Below are 23124 nucleotides of genomic sequence, written 5' to 3' on the forward strand. Positions count from 1 at the left end.
CCGATTTTCTATACTTCCTTTATCAAACGAAAATGTTTTTCTAATATAAAGACTTTCATAAGTTTAATTTCAATCTATTAATCAAAATGGAATTGATCGCTATTGAGATCACTAAAATCATTAGCGCTCCAATCAGGGGTTGGACACTGAACCAAACCAAGCCAAAATGAATCGCTGTTACCAAGATCAATAATGGCAATCCATAAAGCAGGCTTATTAATACATTGGGGTTGGATTTAATTGCAGCAGATGGGTTCTCCCATTCTATACTAGGATTTTTCATATCATATAATGGTGTTAGAAGATTATAGCAAACCACTAAACAAGAAGTGATTAATAACATGACTGCATTTTCCATTTCCCAATACCCAAATAGGGCAAATATCAAAAAGCTGATCACCACGGCTATAATACTGATTATTGATGAAAGTATCACCTTAGAAAAATAAACATATTTTTCATCAAACGGGACGCTTTTCAGTAAATAATGGTATTTACCTTCTCTTGAATATGGGGTTCCGCTTATATTATTTATACAACACAGGAATAGGACCGAATAGGAAAAGTATTTATCAAAAACTCCCTCTTTCGTTATATTCAAATAATTCGGGAACACTTCATTCTGAATCAGCAATAACATGACAAGTGAAAAGGTCGGAGGCAAAAGAAGACCTAAAGCGATTTGCATCTTAAAATATGCTTCAGACTTAATGATCCATATCTCTCTTTGTAAATAATTACTGCATTGATTTTTTGATATATTTACCTTTGAGTTTTTCATATTCGCTTTGTTGTTTCCCAATATCCCGTTTTTAAAGTAATGAACAGAAATGTTCTCTATAATCATTGAATACAAAAGGAAACCTATTACCATTATCGAAATATAAATAATGAAAAATTGAACGGTTATTTCATTTGATACAAAAGCACCCACTATCCATTTGATCACTGGAATCATATTTGCGGTTTCAAATATATGTCTCATCAACAATTCCAACGAGTTTTTGAGCCCTTCAAAAGAATTCAAATCTATTTCCGAGATGACCTTTGAAATGGCAACTGATGATTTTCCTGCAAAATATACAATGGAAATAATCATAAGCGTTAGAATGATAGCCATGTTAACCATTAAGTATGCTACTTTACTTTTGAATCTATAATAATGCCTATTCATGCACGATAGGATAAAAAGCAGGAACAAAGCCGTTAAACCATTGACAATTGGTAAAAATGTGATTAACTTAATTGCTTCGATAAACTTTAGATCGACTATCAAGAAGCCTAATGTTGGCACTTGGATCATCATTGATAAGATGATCGGGACCCATAAGCTACTTAACACTTTGGCCCTTGATATTTCCTTATAGGTGAGTGGCAGAGGTGCCAATACTTTAAATTCATCATAAGAAAATATTTGTGATGTGGACAAATAGCAAACCAATGCAAAGACGAGAATGCTGGAAATCGTTAAATTATAAAACAGGAAGACCTGGGTATCTCCAAGAAAATAAACAAAGGCGTTAACGACAGTCAGCTGCAAAAACATATAAAAAACGGCTATTATCAGGACAGCCTGCAACATTGTCTGCTTGGGCATTTTATAGAAGGAAGAAACGAAAAATCTAGTTAACTGAAGTTTTTCCTTCATATACCTGAGCCTCCATAAAGGTAGATTCTAATGAACTTTCACCTATTATATTTTTTATCTCATCATGCAGGATGATTTTTCCCTCTTTTAAAATAGCCACTGTATTACAAATTTTCTCTGCCACATCGAGCAGATGCGTCGAGAAAAACACTGTACCGCCCATTTCAACATATTGTTTGATTGACCCCTTAAAAACTAAAACGGCGTTTGGATCTAATCCGTTCAATGGTTCATCCATAATGATGATCGGGGGATTAATGGTAAAAGCCGCTATCAGGGATACCTTATGCATCATTCCATAAGAATAACTTCCCATTGGCTTTTTAATGGACTCCTGCATCCCAAACCGATTGATATATTTCCCCAACCGTTCTTTGTCATCATTTCCATATAGGTTCATCAAGAAACGAATCCAATCAAATCCCGAAACATTGTTAAACACATTGATAGTATCAGGAATGAAGAAAAATTGTTTTTTATATTCTATGCCGTCTTCTTTGGTCAGGCCATTTATTTCAACCTTTCCATTTTCTGAATCTAAAATGCCTGTAATGATGTTCAGCGTCGTGGTTTTCCCTGCACCATTCGCTCCTATAAAACCTAAGGTTTCCCCTTTTTTGATTTCTAGATTTACACCATTCAAAATCTTCTTGGCCGAGTAGCTTTTCTCCAAATCTGTGATGCTTAACAAAGTTATCATCCTCCCATCACTTCATGATTAACACATTTCCATCCTCAACTTATTCATTATTGAATTTCTTTTTAGAAATCCATATGTTCGTTATCAATATCGTTACTGCCGTCCATGCAAGTGCAGCTAATGCACCCCAAACCGCCTGTGAATTGACTGTGCCTAAAATCAGTACTTCCATGGCATGCTTACTCATGCTTGCCGGATTCACATTGTCTATTACCGGACTTAATCCAACTATGATTCTGCAGCCGAGGAGAAATACTATCGAAATTAATGCAATGATACCCTGGCTATTAAAAATGGTACTGATCATCGTCGTGAATGAAACGATAACTAGGATCCACAGCAGATAGAACAGTAAAGCCACTATTAAATCCCCAAAATCAACACTCGTAAACAAAAAAACTACATACAGATATGAAACCAAATATCCCAATACCACACTGCAGGCAACAAACAGGTAATTGGAAATGATTTTCCCGCTTATATAAGATCCAACCGTCACAGGCCTTGTAAGTATGAAAGCAAGCATCCCATTTGCTTTATCGGATTGAACGACTCCCATCATGGAAACGATGATGATCATGACCCCTAACTGATCAAATTGAGACCCTAAAGTACTTGCAAGAACTTCGCCGCCTTTTTGGGCAGCCATGCTTGGATCAATGGTGATCCCTTGGCCCCCGCCCAGTGCCTCTAATATTGAAGGTAAATAATAGCTTACAACTGGTTGAGTTATTCCTAAAAATATAAATACAAGCGGCAGCCAAATCACTTTAAATTCACGTACCATCTGAACAAATTCCTTTTTAGCTAAAACGGCAAAGTTATTCATTTTTCCACCACCAATTTTAAGAATATCTCTTCCAATGTATCGTTATCTATTTCGAACCTGACAAGATCAACATTATGCTCCAAAGCATTCGCCAGTAACATATTCTTGTTTGATTCAATATCTTCCACTTCTATCTTCAATTTGTTCCCCATTACCTCTACACCTTTGACGAAGTTCAAGCTTTTAACGTTTTCAATCCATTTTTGACTTTTAGAGGTTATGTCGACATTGATTTTATTTCCGCTATTCCTGTTCAATAATTCTGACATCGTTGTGTCCTCAATTTTTTTACCGCTTTTTATAATGACAAACCTCTCACATATTTCTTCTGCATCGCTTAATATATGCGTCGATAATAAAATTGTCGTATCTTTCTTTATCTCTTTGATGATATTCAACACTTCTCTCCGGCCGATGGGATCTAATGCCGAAACCGGTTCATCCATGACAATCAATGCAGGTTTATGTAACAGCGCCTGTGCAATACCAAGCCTTTGTTTCATTCCGCCCGAAAAAGTCCGCACCTTTGAATTCTCTTCCCCGCTCAACCCCACTTTCGACAATATCTCTGGGATTCCGTTTAATAATTCTTCTTTCTTGATACCCGAAAGCTGCCCCATGAAAGTAAGGGTTTCTTTGGCGGTCATCCATTGAAAGAAGTTAGGGTATTGTGGTAAGTAGCCTATTTCCTTTTTCATTTTTGAAATTTTCTTACCATCAAGCAATACTTCTCCCATACTTGGATCTATAATATCTGCAATCACTTTTATCAGTGTCGATTTACCAGCCCCATTTGGCCCAATCAATCCAACACATTCACCTGATTGCAATTCCATTGAAAAATTATTGACCGCTGTTTTTTCTTTGAATTTTTTTGTAACATTTTTAATTTCTAATTTCATATTCTTTCACTGTCCTTTCTACCGATAACGAAGTACAGAATTGGACCGATAGTATTTGCAAAAATAATGATGAGTGTCCACAATAAAACATTTTTCCTCGTCTTTCGATTTCTGTATAAATCAATTAATGCTATAAGCACTAAAATCATTCCAATTGCAATTACCGGTAAAATGATCGGCAGAATAGACATGAAATCAATATCTTTCAATTCGTTCCATCCATAATGCAATTCCATATATACCACTCCTTTAGTAAACGAAATATTATTATCATTATCGATAATGATAACATCTAATTTGGAATTTTGCACCTATTTTTTTCTTAATAAAATATTGTTTTAGTTTTTATTGTTATTTATAATGATAATATTATCATAATGAATAATAATAAAAATATAGCGATATTTATTAATTTTTAATTAAATGTAGACATTTTTTTAAAAATTAAAATAATTAAAAAATAATTATTATTTACTTAGAAAAAATATTTCGGTACTATTATTTTTCGAACCGTGTCATTTTTATGTAAATGACAATGATTCAAACATTACAATATATGAAGGATTAAACTTATTATTCATGACCAACAGGAAAGTTCACTAAAAATTATCCAGTTATAATTTCCAATGTGAGGAGAATAAGATGATTAATAAAGCTGAAATTTTAATGCACCCAGTAAGAATAAAGATTACCCAAGCTTTAATGAGAAATAGGGAAAATGGTTTAACACCATTAGAAATGTTAAAAATCATTAAAGATGTACCCCAAGCAACATTATATAGACATATACAGGTTCTTTTGGATTCAGGGGTCATTCGCATAGTAAAAGAGAAGAAAGTGAGATCCGTTTCCGAAAAATACTACGTTTTAAATGAAGAAGAAGCACGACTTAGCGGGGAAGAATGGAAAAAATCCTCTAATGAAAAAAAGGTGAACTATTTTTCATATTATCAATTATCCCTTATGACCCAATATCAAAACTATCTTACTAAATTGGAAGAAAGAGACTGCGCAGAAGATGGTTCAACCTTTTCCCTTTTAGAACTAAAGCTTGATGATGAAAGCTTCCTTAACTTCCAAAATGAATTGAACGATTTAATGTTAAAATACTACAAAGCAACGAATCAAAGTGCCAAACAAGACTCTCCTATTCGAACAATCGGCGTTACAATTATTCCAGAATCATAAAAAAATGAAAAGGCTGTTCCAAATCCTTGGACTCAAAAACGAATATTATAGAAAAAACCGATAGGAAACATATCTAAATATTCACCAACCAATCAGGTTGCAGTCCATGTTTTGAAACAGCCCAATAAATTCCATAATGGGCTTACCACCCGTTATGGGACATGACTAAAAGTGATGCACCCGCAATCAGCAACTCCCCAATGTTTCCTTGATACTGCTGTATACTTCGTCCCACAGGTGTTTTTCTTCAGCAAAAGCCGCAGTTATCTTTTTAATAACTGCTTTATGCTCTGCCTCGAAACGTTCATCATCCTTGGCAGGCAGGTCAGACCTTAACTCCATTACGAAATCTTGTACCTTTGGTGCACGAGGTCCCCAAACGGCTTTTTCTTCACCATCCTTATCAATGAATATAAAAATGGGAATCGAACGCGCTGTTCCATTCGTTAAATATTGATCCATCAGTTCAAGATTTTGATCTCGTAAAATCATGCGAGTTTCGATATTTGCCGCTTCAGATATATTCAGGAGTATAGGAATATTCATCATCGCGTCTCCGCACCAGTCTTCAGTAATGACAATAACTCGAAGTTCTTTCTTCTTTAATGCATCAAAAAAATCTTGGTCCTCTGCAGAAGTGGAAAAACCTTGCTGGATCGATTGTAAGTTTTCTTTATGAACTTTCATCGAAGATACAAATTCTTGAGCAGGAATCCCCTTTTCAAACCATTCATTCAGTGTCGTCATCGTATTTCTCCTAACTATTTTTTAAATTAAAAGTACCATAAACCACTTATTATTTCATTGTTTCCACCCCGAAAAATAAAATGACAAATTGGTAAATTAAATCCATGTTTTCTTTCCCGTGTAAAGGGAAAACTATACATACATTCAATAGCTTGCTAACTATTTTATATTGATAAAAACATTGTTTTCTAGTTTAGGAGATGAAATTTTGTGGAAGGCTTTCTCTTTGCGCTACTCCCTGCATTGACATGGGGCAGCTTAGTGCTTGTTTCCGAAAAACTCGGAGGCAACTCTTATAATCAAACACTAGGCATTACAATCGGTTCATTACTGTTCGCCATCATGATGTCTTTCATCAATCCGCCGGAATGGAGCAGTCTAGTGTGGATTGTGGGCATCATTTCCGGGATAGGCTGGGCATTCGGGCAGTTATTTCAATTCAATAGCGTCAAGGAAATCGGGGTATCGAAAACCGTTCCAATCTCAACAGGACTGCAAATTCTAGGAAATACATTTTTTGCGGTCATCATTTTCAGGGAATGGAATGACAAGATGACAATCATCATCGGCATTGTTGCGATCATCTGTTTGATTACAGGTGTCTTGCTGACAAGCTATGGCGATGCTGATAACAAAAAAGAAGGAAGCATGAAAAAAGGGGTTTTTTACCTTGCCATTTCTACGGTGGGTTATGTTACATATGTCATCGTCGTCAGATGGAATGAGGTGGACGGATGGTCGGCGATCCTGCCGCAAGCAATTGGCATGTTCCTGGCTGCCCTGCTCCTTTCCATCAAACATAAACCGTTTAATAAGTATGCCGGACGGAATATCCTTACCGGAATGATGTGGGCTGTCGGTAATATCGGTCTCCTGCTCGCCAATCCAAAAGTGGGCGTTGCCATCGCATTCTCATTTTCCCAATTGGGAATCGTCATTTCCACTTTAGGCGGCATCTTTCTTTTAGGTGAGAAAAAATCCAAAAAGCAAATGGCCTTCGTCATCATCGGGTGTGTACTCGTAATTGCTGGCGGAATCATGATTGGCTTTACAAAAGAATAATCAAAGGAGAGCTGAATGATGTATGAAGATTTAGAGAAAAAAGTGGTCGTGATCACGGGCGCGGCAAAAGGATTAGGAAAAGCCATGGCCGAAAGGTTCGGTAAAGAAAAAGCATATGTCGTATTAAATTATCACACTGAAAATGGCGACCATAAGGAAATCATCAAAACGATTGAAGCTGCAGGCGGGAAAGCCGCAGCCATTCAAGGTGACGTTTCAAAGGAAGCGGATGTGAAGAAATTGCTTTCTTTCGCTGTGGACACCTTTGGTACAATCGACATCATGATCAATAATGCTGGTATTGAAAATGAAGTGCCCAGCGAAAAATTGACTCTTGAAGAATGGCAAAAAGTCATCGATGTAAATCTAACGGGGATGTTCCTGGCAAGCAGGGAAGCAATCAGTTATATGCTCGATCATGGCATTAAGGGCAATATCATTAACATGTCTTCCGTTCATGACAGGATACCTTGGCCTCATTTTGTCCACTATGCAGCAAGTAAGGGCGGAGTCAAGATGATGACAGAAACCCTTGCACTTGAATATGCTCCTAAAGGGATTCGCATTAATAATATTTCACCTGGTGCAATCGACACACCCATCAATGCCGAAAAATTCAATGACCCGAAAGCTAAACAGGAAGTAATAAACCTGATACCGATGGGATACATCGGAAAACCGGAACAAATTGCCGCTTGTGCCGCTTGGCTCGCTTCCGCCGAATCGAGCTATGTAACGGGAATGACCTTATATGCTGATGGCGGGATGACCAAATATCCAGGTTTCCAAGCAGGAAAAGGCTGAACTGAACTAATGAAAAGAACCACTCCCATCACAAACTTGGGGTGGTTCTTTTCATGACCCTGGACAAGGATGCTGCACAAGCTAGAAGCTTGCGGTCTTTTTCTCGGATTGGTTGTCCCTTTCGGATCGATTTCTGCATTGGAACCAACAAATCCTAAGTTATAATGATGTCAGTGAATGGCAAGGAAAGATCATCTGGAATAGATGCTGTTTATATTCGTTCAAGAGAAGGAAGTGACCTTGTGGATCCTTATTTTCATACAAGTGAAAGCAAAAAAAGGGTCATCCGTGATTCACTATATACAAATAAACCCGTAGAATGAATTTTACTCCTTATAAAATAGAAAAGAACGGTCATCCTAATGGAGTAATTTCAATAATGACATAAGGAGAGAAACTACATGCCTCAACAACAAATTGATATCAATCAATTAAATCAAGCAAAAGCTAACGTTACCCTTACGCAAACCTTACTTTCACAAGCAATTGAAAAATCTTCCTCGGATCCAATTTTGGCACAAGAAGCCATTAAACAAGCGGCTCAAGAAATTGCCCAAGCCCAATCTTCCGTAAATCAGGTTTATAGTACAGTACAAGCTCAGCAAGCGGAATGATCCTGGGGATTATCGATTAATTGATTCAAAACAAGAATAAAGAGGCCTATATCCAAATTCAGGAATAGGCCTTTATATAACGAATGTATTGGGTGAATCCAAGCTTTTTCACACCCACTTATTTAATGGCGGTATGCTTTGTGGGAACTTAAACGCATAGTATGGATCATACCTCGTTTTCACTTCCCTAAGCCGTTTGAAGTTTTCTCCATAATACGCAGTTGGCCAATCTTTGATTAGAGTATCCGGCCAATTCACATAGTCACCGGTAGTAAAAGGTGACAAGGCATGCTTCAGCTCCTTGATCCAACGAATGTTTAGCCGCTCTTCTTCTGGATTGGTCCATGTAGCCTGATACTCCTGGGCGATGATGGCATCTCGATAATAAAAAGCTGTCTCCTTTGGATCTTTAAGGCCCGCCACTCCTCCTAGGGATTGGTGCCAAATGGCTGCATTTTCATTTGGGGCATTTCCTAAAAAATGTTTCATAGTTGCGATTGCTTGCTGTGGAAGAGCTTTTTCAATGAAAGATCCTGACCTCTTTCGATGCGCCGGTTGATTTCCAGCTGGATAATCAAAGAATCTTACGGCTTCAATATATGGGACTTCCTTTATCATGACATTTATTGGTGAACCGATTTTTGTCAAAGGCTTTAATAGATGCTTCAATCTATGTGACGTTCCAACAAATTCACCTTTAGCAAAAATTTCGTTTGCTTCCTTTGCCTTGAATTCTATTTCTGAAGTTAAGCCTTCATCAGCTTTAGTGGCCCAATCCTGCCAGGCTTCAAACACCGCTTCGAAATCTTCCCACCCCCATGTGACGGAGAAAACGGAAACCCTTGATACGGGGGTTACCCTGAAAGTAAGAGAAGTGACTATGCCAAAGTTTCCCCCTCCTCCCCCGCAGCATGCCCAAAATAAATCACTATTGATTTTCCTATTCGCTTTAATGAGTTTGGCTCCCCTCTTTCCACAAGCCCTTACCATTTCTATTTCAAGTAGATTGTCACAAGTAAGTCCAAAGCGCCTCGTTAACATACCTATTCCACCGCCGAGCGTAAGACCTACAACACCAACACTGCTTTCGGTCCCTGCCGGAATCGTCGTGCCATAATTCCATAACGTATTATATACTCGCCCTAAATCAGCTCCGGCTTCAATTTTGGCGATCATTTTTTCACGATTGACCTTGATATTGTACATTTCACTAATATCAATGACTAGACCGCCATTCACTAATGAAAAATTTTCATAACTATGCCTGCCGCTCCTAACCCGGAAAGGTGCATGATTTTCCCGGGCCCACTTCAATGAATTCAACACATCATCGGAATTTTGACAAAACACAATGACCTTTGGGAATTTAGAAAAACTTAAGTTATTATTTATCCTGGCGCGCTCATACTCAGCATCATTAGGTGTAACGATACGCCCGGTAAGCTTTGTTCTTTCCAAAAGATAACCCCTTTCTCGGGTAAATATGTAACATCCTATGAAAAAAACTGGCATGAAGATACATTCCCCCTGCTTCTCCCCCTTGTTACGGGGTCAAATTAGCTACACTCGTGAGTTTTGCTGTTTTACTCGTGAATTCAACAACTTTACTCGCGAATTCCGCTGTTTTACTCGTGAATTCGACGACTTTACTCGTGAGTTTCGCTGTTTTACTCGTGAATTCCACCATTGGTCTGCAAGGACAAAAAAAGGCCCTTCTCGAATTAGAGAAGGGCTTTCTAATATTTCTTATCCTGAAATCTCATCATCGGATTCAACGTCCAATGGTGTTCGTTTATCCATTTTCAGCATGAAATAACTTGCTATTACCAAGGCTAGGAAAACGATCCCGACAACCAAGGAAATCCTTGTACTAGGATTGATCCACATACCTACCAGCACCATCAGTAAAAAGGCTATTGTCGCATAGTTACTGTAAGGGGCCAACGGCATTTTGAACGGATGTTTCTCCATTTCAGCGGCATTTACCTTTCTAAATTTAAGCTCACTGATAAGTAAGACAAACCATGGAATCATTCCTGGCAAAACACTCGCACTGTACACATAAAGGAATACTTGCGGCGGTGCAAGGTAATTCAGGATAACCCCGATGCCCAATCCTAATAGTACAGCGATCGTGCAATATGCCGGAACTCCATTTTTAGATACTTTAGCAAAGACTTTCGGAGCTTGGCCATTCAATGCCAATGTGTACAGCATACGACCTGCACTGAAAATCCCACTGTTGCATCCAGACATTGCCGCAGTAATTACGACAAAATTAATGATGCCTGCCGCTGCAGTGATACCTATTTTGGCAAAGGTCGAAACAAACGGACTGCCTAAGTCATCAAGTTGATCCCAAGGGAATACTGTCACGATGACGAAAATGGCACCAATGTAGAAAATTAAAATGCGCCATATGATTGATTGGATCGCTTTTGTTACGGTCTTCGTTGGGTTTTTCGCTTCTCCGGCTGTGATGCCGATAAGCTCAACACCTTGATAGGAAGCCACGACAAGTGAAAGCGCAAAGAAGAATCCTGTCCAGCCTCCCGTAAAGAAGCCGCCATTTGCCCATAGGTTCGATAATCCAAGCGCATCCCCGCCATTGCCTATTCCAAAGAAGATAAGGCCCAGGCCGGCAACGATCATCAATATAATCGTTATGATTTTTATAAGTGCAAACCAGAATTCAAATTCCCCGAATGATTTAACGGAAATGAGGTTGGCCGCCCCCAAGATGATCATGGCCACCACACCTGGTATCCATGCCGGTAGCTCCGGGAACCAATATTGCATATACAACCCAACCGCGATGATTTCGGACATTCCGACGATCACCCATTGAAACCAATTGCTCCAAGCAGTCATATAACCTGCCAAAGGATGTATATAGCTGCTCGCAAAGGTTGCAAAAGAACCTGTAGTCGGTTCTAAATATAACATCTCACCCATGGAACGCATGATGAAAAATATAAAAATACCTGCGATGGCATAAGCAAGCATTACAGAGGGCCCGGTCCATTTGATCGTGCTCGCAGATCCCATGAATAACCCGACCCCGATGGTTCCGCCCAAAGCTATCATTTGAATATGTCGTGATTCCAGCCCTCTCTTTAATTCCTTGTTCGACATGATTAACTCCTCCAGATGCAATATCGGTAATGCTTTTCTATCCTTACCAAGAACGACTCTCTATTAATTATTGCAGGTAGAAATGATTTATCGTGATCAATATTACATAACACTTCAATTACGTTTTCTTATCTTATAATAGTAAATATTCTGTAAAAATACAATTGTATTTTTGAAATAAACAGTTGCCAATAATATCTTGTTGAATTTTCTAATCTGAAAATATCATTTTAAAAAAATGATGTTCAGTATTTTATTATAGTGATCGTTCATAAAGAGTAGAAATAAATCACTTCTGCTTAAACCTTAGGTTAAATACAGACCACTATTAAACTACAGATAATGCCTGTTTCATTTCAAAAAATTTATTGACCTACCGAAAAATAGATGATAGAATTCCAATATTATTTTATGAGCATAATGAATGATCAAGCATTGGAAAATATCACTGACTGACATTCTTCACAACCGCATAAAAGCAAGCGATGAATGCTATGGATGACACTATAGCAGGAGCAGCTTCTGGAGAGACTGTACAAGATGCAGCGCCGAAGGATTCACAATCTCAGGCAAAAGGACAGAAGAGTAACGAATGATATATTGTTATTCTGAACCCTTTAAGAGATTGGTATTTTACCCAATCTCTTTTTTTATTGTCCATTTTGTGATTGGACTAAAGACAACAAATGGGAAAGGCAAGCAGGACGACAATCACGTCCCTCTCTCCAAGACCATGCAGGTAAACTCATTCACTACCAAGACTATAAAAACGGGGGCGTATGAATTGGCTAAACAAGAATTAAAAAGAGATTTAAAAAATAGGCATGTACAACTGATTGCAATAGGAGGAACCATTGGCACCGGTTTATTTTTAGGTTCCGGAAAAGCTATACAATTGGCAGGGCCTTCCATATTATTCTCTTATCTGATAATAGGGATTGCCTTGTTTTTTGTGATGAGGGCCCTGGGGGAATTGCTCTTATCCAATGCAGGGTATGTATCATTCACTGAATTCGCAACTGAATATGTCGGTCCATGGGCCGGCTTCGTGACAGGTTGGACATATTGGTTTTGTTGGATCATGACCGCAATGGCCGATATCATAGCTGTCGGTGTTTATATACAATATTGGTTTGATGTCCCTCAATGGATTCCGGCTCTAATATGCCTGGTCATTCTCTTAGGATTGAACCTATTGACCGTTAAGATATTTGGCGAATTGGAATTCTGGTTTGCCATCATTAAAGTAATCACGATCATCGCCTTGATCATCGTAGGGATCTTCCTTCTGATCATCGGCTTCAATACCAATACCGGAACGGTTTCCCTAACGAACCTTTGGAATCATGGCGGCATGTTTCCGAATGGCATTTCCGGATTCCTGCTATCTTTACAGTTGGTCGTCTTCTCATTTGTCGGGGTCGAATTGGTCGGGGTTTCCGCAGCAGAAACGGCGAACCCACGAAAGAACATTCCATCTGCCATCAATAAAATCCCTGTCCGGATTTTGCTTTTCTATGTTGGTGCCATATTCGTCATTCTCTGCGTCAACCCATGGACACAATTGGATGCCACGAGCAGTCCATTTGTAGAGGTCTTTGCGTTAATTGGCATTCCAGTCGCTGCAGGGATCATCAACTTCGTCGTTTTGACATCCGCCGCTTCTGCATGCAACAGCGGCTTATTTTCAACAAGCCGAATACTCTATACGTTAAGCAGGAATGGCGAAGCCCCTGCTAAACTGGAAAAATTAAATAAACAGGCTGTTCCGAGCAATGCCTTATTCACTTCCACAATCGTTGTATCAATAGGGGCATTATTAAGCAAGCTGATACCGGAACAGGCATTTACTGTCGTGACTACCATCAGTGCCATCTGTTTCATATGGGTATGGAGCATTATCTTGATCTCCCATATCAAATATTCGAAAACAAGGCCTGACCTAAGAGCCGAATCGGCTTTCAAGGCTCCTTTTACACCTTTTGTCAATTACGCCATTTTAGGCTTATTCCTGTTCATCCTTATTGTTATGCTATTCGCTGAAGCTACACGGCTATCACTGCTCTTGACCCCAATCTGGTTCATCCTCTTGGTGATACTATATAACTATCGGAAAAAAAGATAGCTAAAGGAATTAAAGCCTCGAACTCAATATGAATTCAAGGCTTTATCTGCTTATGAACATATTAGGCCTTCGGCTTGTTGCGCACTGTTGCTAAAATATATCAGGCAACTGCATTAAATTTTATATCAAAATAGTGTAAGCTAATATATATTATCGGACCTTTTCGGTCAGGTATGAATTTTCCATCCGGTTCGGTTCACACATCCATCAGTGGCATTGAATAAACCCCCATTGGTGGGCGTTTCACTTTATTTAAAACGGAGGGGGTTGTTTAATGAAGATTATATATATTCTTACACTAGTTCCTTTTATAGGCATACTGGGATTTCTACCTTTTGTTAATAAAATAGAACCATATGTATTAGGGATGCCTTTCAATATGTTCTGGATGGCTATGTGGGTGGTCCTTACCTCTGCCATACTCGGCATCATGTATAAGCTGGATCCCAGGAATCGGGAAGGTGATCAGGAATGAATATCGCTATCTTAATCATTTTAGCATTTTTACTTCTATCGATATTTTTAGGAATACGCTCTTCAAAAGGAAAAGATATGGACTTGGAACAATGGACGGTGGGCGGACGCGGTTTTGGTGCGATATTCGTCTTTCTGCTGATGGCTGGGGAAATCTATACGACCTTCTCCTTCCTTGGCGGCAGCGGCTGGGCTTATGGCAAGGGCGCCCCCGCTCTATATGTTCTAATTTACATTACTTTGTCTTACGTATTATCCTATTGGCTCCTGCCGGAAATATGGAGATATGCCAAAGAAAATAAACTGATGTCTCAATCCGATTTCTTTGTAAGCAAGTATAAGAGTCCCAGTTTAGGAATTTTGGCTGCGCTTGTCGGTGTGGTGTCGATGATTCCAGTGATCGTCGTGCAGCTGAAAGGATTGGGAATCATTGTCTCAGAAGCATCTTATGGTGCCATCTCAATGTCTGAGGCAGTTTGGATGGGGGCGATCAGCCTTACCATTTATGTGATGATCTCCGGTATCCACGGTTCAGTTTGGACCGCGGTCATTAAAGATATCATGATGGTCGCCATAATAGGATTTTTGGGGATTTATCTGCCAATCCATTACTTTGGCGGATTTCAGCCGATGTTTGAAGCGGTTGATGCGGCCAAGCCTGGTTTTCTAAAGTTCCCTGATCAGGGACTTAGCGTATCATGGTTCATCTCCACAGTAATATTGCTCGTATTCGGTTTCTATATGTGGCCACAAGTTTTCAGCGCTGTTTATTCGGCACGCAACGGCAAGGTATTTCGAAAAAACGCCATCATCAGCCCTTTATATACACTCATGCTGTTATTCGTCTTTTTCGTTGGGTTTACAGCTATATTGAAAGTCCCCGGACTCGTTGGGGCAGATGCAGACCTCTCATTGCTGCGCCTTTCGATCGAGACCTTTGATCCATGGTTTATAGGCATAATCGGCGGCGCTGGATTGTTGACCGCATTGGTGCCGGGATCCATGCTTTTGATGAGCGTCGCTACACTGCTCGCGAAAAACGTTTATAAGGAATTTGCACCTGCCGTATCCGATCGCCACATTGTACGATTGGCAAAGTTCCTTGTTCCAGTCATTGCCCTTATAGCCGTCTACTTCACCTTAAACGGCGGCGAAACGATGTCGGCATTAATTCTTATGGGATACAGTCTCATCACACAGCTCTTCCCGTCCCTTCTCTTTAGTCTGAAAGGGAATAATCCGATCAATAAATTTGGCGCTATCGCCGGCATCATAACAGGATTGGCCATCGTAATCTGCATTACACTCAGTCAATCGACAATAGGGACCCTGTTTCCATCCTTGCCGCAAGCAGCGAAAGATTTGAATGTGGGAATCATCGCATTGGCAGTCAATTTCATTGTGATGATCACTGTAAGTCTTGCTTTCAGAAAGCACGCGGTTCAGTTGGAACCTAAATCCGTTAACGATATATGAAGCAATTTGAAACTGGTTATGGATCAATAAACATTGGAGGCTCAGTCAAAAGACTGAGCCTTCCTTATTATCGGCATCCAATTTTAGTGTTTTTTTTCAATATTGTTTATAGGAACCTCATTTTAGACATCTTTTCTGTTTATAAACAAATCCCCTATTTTAACTAATAAATACAACGAAAAAATAATCATCAAGGTCCTGGATACTACAAGACCATCAATAGCTAAATCATATCCTCCTCTTAATAAGGCTTCCGGATTCAAACTAAAAGCAATCGATATTATGAAAGCTATTAAGATCAGGATAACACCGAACTGAGATCTATTTGACATTGACATTCCGCCTCATATTGTATATTTTACAAATAACAGCATCGTTTTTGGAAATAATCTACATTCATTGTCATTGATAAGCATCCAAAATAAATAGCCACCCTAATAAAGAATGACTATATATCATGAATTAACGGATAAAATGCATCGTATTGCCTCCGAGCCAACAAAAAATACTCTCTTCAGAATGTCCGGCTTTTACTCGTGACTTTGGAGCAAATACTCGTGAATTTCATGCACGTTAAAACTCATTTACCTCGTACCTTCAGTAATCCACTAAAGCCTTCCTGCCATCATTCAATTCTTTGACCACTTCCTTATATTCCTGCAAATCTTGTTCCAGTTTTTGTTTTCTATTTACAATCATTCTCGTAACCTCTTTCGGGGATGGTCCGCCTTGAATGGTTCTGATTTCCACAAAATATTCGGGAGAGATTATTTTTTTCCATTCATCTTCTGCTATGTTCACTGAAACGAATTCATTGATGATCTTGTTGATTTCTTGTGTGTCCCAATCATATAGCTCTTTCCCTTCACTAATCGACTTTTTAGCAATATGACTGGCTATGGAATGGGCTTTTCTAAAGGATATGTCGTAATCTCTTGATAGGGTATCTGCTAATTCAGTAATCGTTATACTGGATTTTGCGGCCATTTTCTTTGTATGTTCTTCATTTACTTTCAAAGTCGATATGACGGCATACATTAGTTTCATGACACGGCCTGCATTCGAAAAAGCCCGATATAAATGCGGCTGTAAATCATCTTCGGTATCGACGATATCACCAAATGGTGTATTGTGAATCATATTCATTGCAGCAAGTGCATCACCAAACGCACTGCTTGCAATCGAACGGGAATGTTCGATGGAGACCGGATTCCTTTTTTGCGGCATGATACTGCTCACTTGAACATAAGGGTCCGCCACGTGAAATGTACCAAACTCTCTTGTCACATGCTGCAGGAAATCTTGAATCCACCTTCCAGTATTGACCATACACGTCATGATGGCAGTTGCGGTTTCCAATAAATAATCTGCCCCGCCTATCGAGTCATAGGAATTTTCAATCACCGAATCAAACCCAAGCAGTTCAGCCGTTCGGTTCCGACTGATTGGAAAACCGGTGGTCGTTAACGCGGCTGCACCCAAAGGGGATTGGTTAACCGTTTCATAGGCTGCCCATAACCGGCCAATATCCCTTTGAAGCACATCATAAATGGCTAAAAAGTAATGTCCTATTGTAGTCGGCTGAGCCGGTTGGGTATGCGTATAACCTGTAATATAGGTTTCTTTATGTTTTTCAGCCTGCACCAAGAATGCTTCACTCAATTGGTTAGCATAGCCAATCAATTGGAGCAGATGACCTCTCAAAACAAGCCGGTACATCGCAACTCCCATATCATTACGACTGCGGCCGATATGAATCTTCCCTGCAAGTTCATGGCCGATTTCCTCACCGATCTTAGCCTCCATCATGAAGAATAAGTCCTCGAATTGGGACTGATAGGTCAACTGCACGAGATCTGTTTGGGCCACTTTCCGAATCCCATCAAGCATGGTTTTCGCCTCTTCATCTTTAATGATCTTTTGTTCCGAAAGCATGATGACATGTGCCCGATGAATATCGAACATTGCATCAAATAAGTAATCTCTTTGATCATTAAAAACAGGCATCAAAAGCTCTCTAGCATAGGTTTTTCCTGGAAAGACACTACCTTCATTTTTTATAAATTCTTCAAGCCTGCTCATCTTTGAACCTCCGATTTATAAAGCTTTTTCCGCTTTGATTCCAAAAAACTTGTTCGAAATAAAGAGAACGATTACAATCAGCGTGATTTGAATCATCCCATATGCGGCTGCCTGCCCCATATTGAACATCCTAAGCTGATTCATGATTTCAATGGATATGGGCCTGTTTGAAATCGTGTACAACAGGACCGAGGTCGGGAATTCCCCCACAGATTCGATAAATGCCAATAATGTCCCTGATAAAACACCAGGCATAATAATCGGAAATATGACCCTTCTGAAGGTATAAAACCACTTAGCCCCCAAGTTTCTGGCTGCTTCCTCAATTGAATCATCCAGCTGCTCCAGAACGGCATTAGTCGACCGGACAACGAGTGGAATATGCCTGATGAAATAGGCTAGCGGCAAAATCCAAAATGTTCCTACCAAAATTTGACCGAAAGAAAAAACGCTAGGTTCATTGAATGCAAATATCAAGTTCATCCCTATGACCGTTGCAGGCAACGCCCAAGGAATCATGACTAGAATATCGACAAAGCTTTTCCCGACGAATTTCCGTTTGACAAGCACGTAGGACGCTATGACGCCAAACACCAGATTTGCCAACGTTGCAATAACCGCCATCAGTAAACTATTTCGTAACGGTTTGAAGATATTAGGGTCTTCAAACAAAAGCCTGTAATTTTCCACATTAAATACTGTGGGATACGTTTGAAATGTCCAGGTTCCATCCGGCACAAGTGAAAGCAAAAGAATCGTAAAATGCGGTAAAAGCAGAATCATTACGCCGATGACCCCCGTTACAACCATCACCCATTTCATAACTGGGTTCTTCACTTCACTCCTGTGTGCCCCAATCCCTTTCGAGACCATTCGATAATCTTTCCTATTCTGATACCAACGCATGAATAATAGAAATGAAATTGAAACGATGGATAGAATGACCGATTGAGTCGCGGCAATTTCCATATCACCATTGATTTTCGAAAAATAAATTTGCAGGCTCAACACCCTGTATCCGCCAGCTAATAAAAACGGGGCACTGAAAGAAGCCATCGATATCATGAAAACAAGTAAAGAGGCGGCAACGATGGCAGGTGTCAATAATGGAAATGTCACCCTCCAAAAAACCTTTAATTTATTTGCGCCTAAGTTATAAGCGGCTTCTTCAAGTGATGGATCTATTTTATTGATTGCTGCGGATACGGTCATATAAAAATAAACATACATCGTATAGGCATGCACGATAAGAATTCCCGATACCCCGCCAATCTTGAATGGAACCTTATCGAGACCAAACAGGTCCTTGATGGCATTTGGAATCAATCCCGATTCTCCATATAAAAACATAAAGGCCATGACCCCTACCAATGATGGAAGGACAATCGGCAAAATCGCTGCTGATGAAAAGAAGCTTCTGCCAGGAAAATCGTAACGGTTAAAAATGAATGCGAGCGGAATGCCAATCAAGGCACTGACCAATACACTCAATAAGGATATATATACAGAATTCCAAAGAGCCTCTAAGTTCGTTTTCGATTCCTGTACGAAGAAGTCCTGATAATTTCCAAGGGATATCGTTCCTTCTTTTTGCAGACTTTCAATAAAGGTCCTCAATGACGGGTAGAGTACATATGCTATGAGCACCAATACAACTGGTATAAGGAGCCAAACCGTCAATCTCGTATCACGATTTTTAATCATGGCGCATCACCGCTTATGACAGGGATAAGACGCAGCTGTTTCTCGGGAAGCTGGACATTCACTTCCTTTCCTTGATAAAAGTATCCGAAATCATGGGTGTTAAATACGTCGACCCTTAGTGACACGTCTTGAACATCCACCATGACATTCACAACAGATCCAAGGAATTGGACGGAATTTATTTTACCTTTAAAGATATTCATGCCTTCTTCGATCACATCCAGAATCCTGATTGCTTCAGGACGAATCGAAACAGCAAGGTCAGCACCACTCTGTATGATTGAAATTCCGTCCCTAGCTTGATTTTCCACCTTTAATTTAATCGGTTTTTCATTATTCTTAAGGGCAACCTCTATATTATCTTGTTGAACTTTTTCAACTTGAACGGGTAAAAGATTAATCTCACCTATAAAACTCGCCACAAAATCATTGGCCGGCCGATTATAAATTTCTGTTGGCGTCCCGACCTGGTGACATACACCATGATTGAACACGGCGATTCGATCACTCATGGATAAAGCCTCAGCCTGATCATGTGTAACATAAATGGTGGTAATCTTATAATCACGCTGCAGCCTTAAGATTTCCACTCTCATTTCATCACGAAGCTTGGCATCCAGATTACTTAATGGTTCATCCAGCAGTAATATTTCCGGTTCAATGACCAGTGCTCTCGCAAGGGCCACCCGCTGCTGCTGTCCTCCGCTTAACTGGCTCACTTGACGATCCGAGTAGCTCTCCAGCCTGACCTTTTGGAGGGCATCCAGCACTCTCTTCTTTAAGTCAGCAGAAGAAACCTTTCTCACACGCAAACCAAACGCTACATTTTCAAAAACAGTCATATGGGGAAAGAGGGCATAGTTTTGAAAAACCATGCCTGTATTTCTTTTCTCCGGAGGTACACGCGTCATATCTTTGTCGCCAAATCGGACGACACCTTTAGTTGGATAATAAAAACCGGCAATCATCCGAAGTGTTGTCGTTTTACCGCAGCCGCTTGGACCAAGAAAGGTAAAAAACTCACCTTCTTTGATGTCCAGATTTAACTGGTCAACAGCTTTCGTTTTCCCGAAGGCTTTTTGGACATTCTCTATTTTTATGGACGCCATCCCAAAGACACTTCCTTATTCTTTAATTTCTTTATCTCCACTTTTAATATTTTCGTCCCAGTATTTCATCCACTCGTCACCTTTTTCCTGGAATGCATTCCAATCAATATCCATCGCTTTAATTTCCGTTTCCGTGATCCATTCAGGTAAACCCTTCACATCACTTCTGGTCGGAATCCTGTAAAATTCTTCTGCCAAAGTTTTTGCGGCTTCTGGTGTATTCACGAACTCATAAAAGGCTTCAGCCGCTTTTGGATGTTTGGCGCCTTCAACGATGGCGATACCTTCTGTCAATACTGGCGTTCCGCTCTTCGGAATAACGAACTCAAATGGATAATTTTTATTTTCTTTCAGCATGACGACATCCGGCATTGCCCAAACGGAAAGTGAGCCCTCTCCTTTGGCTACCTTGTTATACATCATTTCAGGATTCGCTGAATATTCCTTCGTGTTTTGATCGAGCTTCTTTAACCAGTCATACCCTTCTTTTGGATCATTTGTATCCTTATACGTACGATAGATCATCGCAGAAAAAATTGTCCTCATCGTTCCTGAGGCTAACGGATAGCGGATGATGATTTCGTCTTTCCATTTCGGATCAAGCAGCTCATCCCAATCTTTCGGTACCTCGTCTTTTGATAATTCTTTGCTGTTATACATGATGACTTCCGGTGTCTGGCTCGTTCCTGTCCAATACCAATCCGGATCGCGGAATCCTTCATCGAGATTATCGGAATAGCTAGGCTTATAAGCGGCCAGCAGCTCATCATCCTTTGCTTGATTGAAGTTCGTGGAAGGTGCACCCCACCAAACGTCTGCCTGCGGATTACTTTTCTCTGAACGGACACGGTCAAGGATTTCCTGAGACCCCATATCAAGCCACTCAACATCAATCCCATACTTATCTTCGAACTGCTTTTCGAATTTTGATAAAATATCTTTGCCATGCGGTGAATAAACAACGATTTTATCTTCCAGCTCACCCTTTTCGCCAGCAGCCGAATTCGTTTTCGTATCTGTACCGTTACATCCCGAAATTAATAGTGCTGCCGATAAGGTCAGTACGGAAACAAGCGACTTTTTCCTATTTTTCATTAATATTCCCCCTCATCACGAAAATTCAAAATCCCATCATGTTCCCTTAAAAATAGGGAAACCGCTCCAAGCACCCCTGCGTTTTCTCCAAGTTGTGAAGTTTTCATTTCTACTAAACTTGGAAGATATCGATCAACGACCTCCCGAATTCTAGGTAAAATGTATTCAGCAGAATTTAATACACCACCTCCTAAAATGATCACTTCCGGATTTAGCAAACTAGCCGCATTGACAATTCCGCAGGCTAAATGTTCGATGGCTTCATTTATGATGGCCATAGCTGCAGTGTCTCCTTTTTTTGCTGCCAAAAAAGCATCTTCCCCCGATAGTTCGGAAGATTTGGCCCGTTCGAATAAAAAATGGTGAGGATCCTTGAGGACCTCCCTGGTGAAATGACCGCCAATCGACTTGCCTCCTGCGACACTTTCCAAATAGCCGTATCTATGGAAAATCGGCTTGAATTCACGTTTTATATCCTCTTTGTCCGTCACCATATATCCCATTTCCCCAGCGGCACTGGAAGCTCCTCTGTATAACTGGTTATTCAAGATGATGCCGCTTCCGATTCCCGTGCCAACCGCAATGAACAGTAAATTCCGCTTATTTTGTGCATTACCCAGCCACTGTTCACCTAGTGCAGCCGCATTTACATCATTGTCCAGAAAGATGGGGAAATCAAAATAACGCTTCGCTTCTGCTATAAATGGATATTGTACCCAGCCTAAACTCGGTGCCTCTATTACTAATCCGCTTGCCGTTTGCGTAATGCCAGGGATCCCGACTCCCATCCCCAATATCCTTTCCTTCGCAATCTGATTCTTTGCAATTAACCGCTCCGTTTCAATCGCCATTTGTTTAAGAAGCCCTGAATGTAAATAAGTGTTTGTTGAAAAACTAGTGTCAGCAAGGATGTTGCCGCTTAAATCACTTAAAACGATTTTCACTTTCGTCCCACCTATATCGACACCGATGATATAGGCAGCCTTTTCATTAAAAAAGAGCTGGATGGGCCTCCTCCCGCCTTGAGCTGAGGATACTCCTATTCCTTTTTCGAATACCCATTTCTCCTGTATAAGTTCATCCACAGCCTGAGAAACAGTTGGTTTGCTTAGCTGAAGCTTAACGGCGATTTCAGCTCTTGAAATGGGTGAACATTCTTGGATGCATTGAATGATTCTTTTTTTATTTACATATTTTTGATGACTGGGTGTTCTTTTAAAACTCATCACATCACGGCCTTACATCATTTAGTTAGTAAATCTTCCTAATTAAGTAAAAATATAACTTAAATAATTTCAGTGCACAAGATGTTTTTCTGAACATTTCAAATGTACAATTTTTAATAGTTACTTCGAATTATTTACATTTATAACCATTAGTGCTATTTATTAGATAGGTTTTTTTGTCTGGTTAGTTAGAAAACATTACTA

The 23124-nt window shown here is 39.9% G+C and carries 23 protein-coding genes and 1 riboswitch; of the genes, 8 read left to right on the forward strand and 15 right to left on the reverse strand.

The genetic code is table 11. The features are described 5' to 3' along the window. Positions 1-55: 55 nt before the first annotated feature. The 5 genes from J7I90_RS21190 to J7I90_RS21210 are packed head-to-tail and all read right to left on the reverse strand — an operon-like array spanning position 56 to position 4315. Entirely contained in the window at positions 56-1648 is a 1593-nt protein-coding gene (locus J7I90_RS21190) for a hypothetical protein (protein WP_214773627.1), read from the reverse strand. After that, a complete protein-coding gene (locus J7I90_RS21195; RefSeq protein WP_214773628.1) occupies positions 1623-2339 on the reverse strand; it encodes an ABC transporter ATP-binding protein in 717 nt (238 codons plus the stop codon). Before J7I90_RS21195 ends, J7I90_RS21190 begins: the two co-directional genes overlap by 26 nt. Before the next feature lie 49 nt (positions 2340-2388). Continuing rightward, a complete protein-coding gene (locus J7I90_RS21200) occupies positions 2389-3177 on the reverse strand; it encodes an ABC transporter permease (RefSeq protein ID WP_214773629.1) in 789 nt (262 codons plus the stop codon). Next, complete coding sequence (locus J7I90_RS21205) at positions 3174-4079, reverse strand: ABC transporter ATP-binding protein (RefSeq protein WP_214773630.1); 906 nt, start codon at positions 4077-4079, stop codon at positions 3174-3176. The genes J7I90_RS21200 and J7I90_RS21205 overlap by 4 nt, the downstream gene beginning before the upstream one ends. Next, entirely contained in the window at positions 4076-4315 is a 240-nt protein-coding gene (locus J7I90_RS21210; protein WP_034305547.1) for a PLD nuclease N-terminal domain-containing protein, read from the reverse strand. The genes J7I90_RS21205 and J7I90_RS21210 overlap by 4 nt, the downstream gene beginning before the upstream one ends. Positions 4316-4721: 406 nt before the next feature. Here J7I90_RS21210 and J7I90_RS21215 point away from each other — a divergent pair, with 406 nt between their 5' ends. After that, complete coding sequence (locus J7I90_RS21215; protein WP_034305549.1) at positions 4722-5267, forward strand: helix-turn-helix domain-containing protein; 546 nt, start codon at positions 4722-4724, stop codon at positions 5265-5267. A gap of 186 nt (positions 5268-5453) precedes the next feature. On the opposite strand, the gene J7I90_RS21220 is transcribed toward J7I90_RS21215, so the two are convergent. Beyond that, on the reverse strand, positions 5454-6014 hold the full coding sequence (locus J7I90_RS21220; RefSeq protein WP_214773631.1) for a thioredoxin family protein: 561 nt from the start codon (positions 6012-6014) through the stop codon (positions 5454-5456). A gap of 210 nt (positions 6015-6224) precedes the next feature. Here J7I90_RS21220 and J7I90_RS21225 point away from each other — a divergent pair, with 210 nt between their 5' ends. From J7I90_RS21225 to J7I90_RS21240, 4 genes are all read left to right on the forward strand, one after another. Further along, complete coding sequence (locus J7I90_RS21225) at positions 6225-7076, forward strand: GRP family sugar transporter (RefSeq protein ID WP_214773632.1); 852 nt, start codon at positions 6225-6227, stop codon at positions 7074-7076. An 18-nt stretch (positions 7077-7094) separates the two neighbouring features. Beyond that, complete coding sequence (locus tag J7I90_RS21230; RefSeq protein WP_214773633.1) at positions 7095-7880, forward strand: glucose-1-dehydrogenase; 786 nt, start codon at positions 7095-7097, stop codon at positions 7878-7880. Between the two features lie 167 nt (positions 7881-8047). Beyond that, complete coding sequence (locus tag J7I90_RS21235; RefSeq protein WP_214773634.1) at positions 8048-8203, forward strand: hypothetical protein; 156 nt, start codon at positions 8048-8050, stop codon at positions 8201-8203. Positions 8204-8281: 78 nt separating this feature from the next. Beyond that, positions 8282-8494 (forward strand): hypothetical protein, encoded by a 213-nt coding sequence (locus tag J7I90_RS21240; RefSeq protein WP_214773635.1) that lies wholly within the window; start codon positions 8282-8284, stop codon positions 8492-8494. A 108-nt stretch (positions 8495-8602) separates the two neighbouring features. On the opposite strand, the gene J7I90_RS21245 is transcribed toward J7I90_RS21240, so the two are convergent. The 3 genes from J7I90_RS21245 to J7I90_RS21255 all read right to left on the reverse strand — a co-directional run bounded on the left by J7I90_RS21245 (position 8603) and on the right by J7I90_RS21255 (position 11629). Further along, positions 8603-9952 (reverse strand): FAD-binding oxidoreductase, encoded by a 1350-nt coding sequence (locus tag J7I90_RS21245; RefSeq protein ID WP_214773636.1) that lies wholly within the window; start codon positions 9950-9952, stop codon positions 8603-8605. Between the two features lie 85 nt (positions 9953-10037). After that, on the reverse strand, positions 10038-10181 hold the full coding sequence (locus J7I90_RS21250) for a hypothetical protein (protein WP_214773637.1): 144 nt from the start codon (positions 10179-10181) through the stop codon (positions 10038-10040). 59 nt (positions 10182-10240) lie between these two features. Beyond that, entirely contained in the window at positions 10241-11629 is a 1389-nt protein-coding gene (locus tag J7I90_RS21255; RefSeq protein WP_214773638.1) for an amino acid permease, read from the reverse strand. Positions 11630-12141: 512 nt separating this feature from the next. Further along, a riboswitch (glycine riboswitch) is annotated at positions 12142-12220 on the forward strand. Positions 12221-12413: 193 nt separating this feature from the next. Here J7I90_RS21255 and J7I90_RS21260 point away from each other — a divergent pair. The 3 genes from J7I90_RS21260 (at position 12414) to J7I90_RS21270 (ending at position 15704) form a co-directional block, all read left to right on the forward strand. Continuing rightward, on the forward strand, positions 12414-13754 hold the full coding sequence (locus tag J7I90_RS21260; protein WP_214773801.1) for an amino acid permease: 1341 nt from the start codon (positions 12414-12416) through the stop codon (positions 13752-13754). Positions 13755-14028: 274 nt separating this feature from the next. Further along, positions 14029-14229 carry a DUF3311 domain-containing protein gene (locus J7I90_RS21265; RefSeq protein WP_048685209.1) on the forward strand — a complete coding sequence of 67 codons (201 nt, stop codon included), beginning with the start codon at positions 14029-14031 and terminating at the stop codon, positions 14227-14229. Beyond that, positions 14226-15704 (forward strand): sodium:solute symporter family protein, encoded by a 1479-nt coding sequence (locus tag J7I90_RS21270; RefSeq protein WP_214773639.1) that lies wholly within the window; start codon positions 14226-14228, stop codon positions 15702-15704. Before J7I90_RS21265 ends, J7I90_RS21270 begins: the two co-directional genes overlap by 4 nt. Before the next feature lie 122 nt (positions 15705-15826). On the opposite strand, the gene J7I90_RS21275 is transcribed toward J7I90_RS21270, so the two are convergent. The 6 genes from J7I90_RS21275 to J7I90_RS21300 all read right to left on the reverse strand — a co-directional run bounded on the left by J7I90_RS21275 (position 15827) and on the right by J7I90_RS21300 (position 22920). Further along, on the reverse strand, positions 15827-16036 hold the full coding sequence (locus J7I90_RS21275; RefSeq protein ID WP_251025401.1) for a hypothetical protein: 210 nt from the start codon (positions 16034-16036) through the stop codon (positions 15827-15829). Between the two features lie 265 nt (positions 16037-16301). Next, positions 16302-17786: an argininosuccinate lyase gene (gene argH, locus J7I90_RS21280; RefSeq protein WP_214773641.1), complete on the reverse strand. Its 1485-nt coding sequence runs from the start codon at positions 17784-17786 to the stop codon at positions 16302-16304. 15 nt (positions 17787-17801) lie between these two features. Then, complete coding sequence (locus J7I90_RS21285) at positions 17802-19490, reverse strand: ABC transporter permease (RefSeq protein WP_214773642.1); 1689 nt, start codon at positions 19488-19490, stop codon at positions 17802-17804. Beyond that, a complete protein-coding gene (locus tag J7I90_RS21290) occupies positions 19487-20599 on the reverse strand; it encodes an ABC transporter ATP-binding protein (RefSeq protein WP_214773643.1) in 1113 nt (370 codons plus the stop codon). Before J7I90_RS21290 ends, J7I90_RS21285 begins: the two co-directional genes overlap by 4 nt. A 15-nt stretch (positions 20600-20614) precedes the next feature. Then, positions 20615-21694: an extracellular solute-binding protein gene (locus tag J7I90_RS21295; RefSeq protein ID WP_214773644.1), complete on the reverse strand. Its 1080-nt coding sequence runs from the start codon at positions 21692-21694 to the stop codon at positions 20615-20617. Then, complete coding sequence (locus J7I90_RS21300) at positions 21694-22920, reverse strand: ROK family transcriptional regulator (protein WP_096338930.1); 1227 nt, start codon at positions 22918-22920, stop codon at positions 21694-21696. Before J7I90_RS21300 ends, J7I90_RS21295 begins: the two co-directional genes overlap by 1 nt. Between the last annotated feature and the right edge of the window lie 204 nt (positions 22921-23124).

It is taken from the genome of Bacillus sp. ISL-57 (assembly GCF_018613135.1).
Lineage (GTDB): Bacteria > Bacillota > Bacilli > Bacillales > DSM-1321 > Peribacillus > Peribacillus frigoritolerans.

Bases quoted from the DNA above. Each gene is read 5' to 3' on its own strand.
- J7I90_RS21190 (WP_214773627.1), bottom strand. From the start codon at position 1,648: ATGAAGGAAAAACTTCAGTTAACTAGATTTTTCGTTTCTTCCTTCTAT.
- J7I90_RS21200 (WP_214773629.1), bottom strand. From the start codon at position 3,177: ATGAATAACTTTGCCGTTTTAGCTAAAAAGGAATTTGTTCAGATGGTA.
- J7I90_RS21205 (WP_214773630.1), bottom strand. From the start codon at position 4,079: ATGAAATTAGAAATTAAAAATGTTACAAAAAAATTCAAAGAAAAAACA.
- J7I90_RS21210 (WP_034305547.1), bottom strand. From the start codon at position 4,315: ATGGAATTGCATTATGGATGGAACGAATTGAAAGATATTGATTTCATG.
- J7I90_RS21215 (WP_034305549.1), top strand. From the start codon at position 4,722: ATGATTAATAAAGCTGAAATTTTAATGCACCCAGTAAGAATAAAGATT.
- J7I90_RS21220 (WP_214773631.1), bottom strand. From the start codon at position 6,014: ATGACGACACTGAATGAATGGTTTGAAAAGGGGATTCCTGCTCAAGAA.
- J7I90_RS21230 (WP_214773633.1), top strand. From the start codon at position 7,095: ATGTATGAAGATTTAGAGAAAAAAGTGGTCGTGATCACGGGCGCGGCA.
- J7I90_RS21235 (WP_214773634.1), top strand. From the start codon at position 8,048: ATGTCAGTGAATGGCAAGGAAAGATCATCTGGAATAGATGCTGTTTAT.
- J7I90_RS21240 (WP_214773635.1), top strand. From the start codon at position 8,282: ATGCCTCAACAACAAATTGATATCAATCAATTAAATCAAGCAAAAGCT.
- J7I90_RS21250 (WP_214773637.1), bottom strand. From the start codon at position 10,181: ATGGTGGAATTCACGAGTAAAACAGCGAAACTCACGAGTAAAGTCGTC.
- J7I90_RS21255 (WP_214773638.1), bottom strand. From the start codon at position 11,629: ATGTCGAACAAGGAATTAAAGAGAGGGCTGGAATCACGACATATTCAA.
- J7I90_RS21265 (WP_048685209.1), top strand. From the start codon at position 14,029: ATGAAGATTATATATATTCTTACACTAGTTCCTTTTATAGGCATACTG.
- J7I90_RS21270 (WP_214773639.1), top strand. From the start codon at position 14,226: ATGAATATCGCTATCTTAATCATTTTAGCATTTTTACTTCTATCGATA.
- J7I90_RS21275 (WP_251025401.1), bottom strand. From the start codon at position 16,036: ATGTCAAATAGATCTCAGTTCGGTGTTATCCTGATCTTAATAGCTTTC.
- argH (WP_214773641.1), bottom strand. From the start codon at position 17,786: ATGAGCAGGCTTGAAGAATTTATAAAAAATGAAGGTAGTGTCTTTCCA.
- J7I90_RS21285 (WP_214773642.1), bottom strand. From the start codon at position 19,490: ATGATTAAAAATCGTGATACGAGATTGACGGTTTGGCTCCTTATACCA.
- J7I90_RS21290 (WP_214773643.1), bottom strand. From the start codon at position 20,599: ATGGCGTCCATAAAAATAGAGAATGTCCAAAAAGCCTTCGGGAAAACG.
- J7I90_RS21295 (WP_214773644.1), bottom strand. From the start codon at position 21,694: ATGAAAAATAGGAAAAAGTCGCTTGTTTCCGTACTGACCTTATCGGCA.
- J7I90_RS21300 (WP_096338930.1), bottom strand. From the start codon at position 22,920: ATGAGTTTTAAAAGAACACCCAGTCATCAAAAATATGTAAATAAAAAA.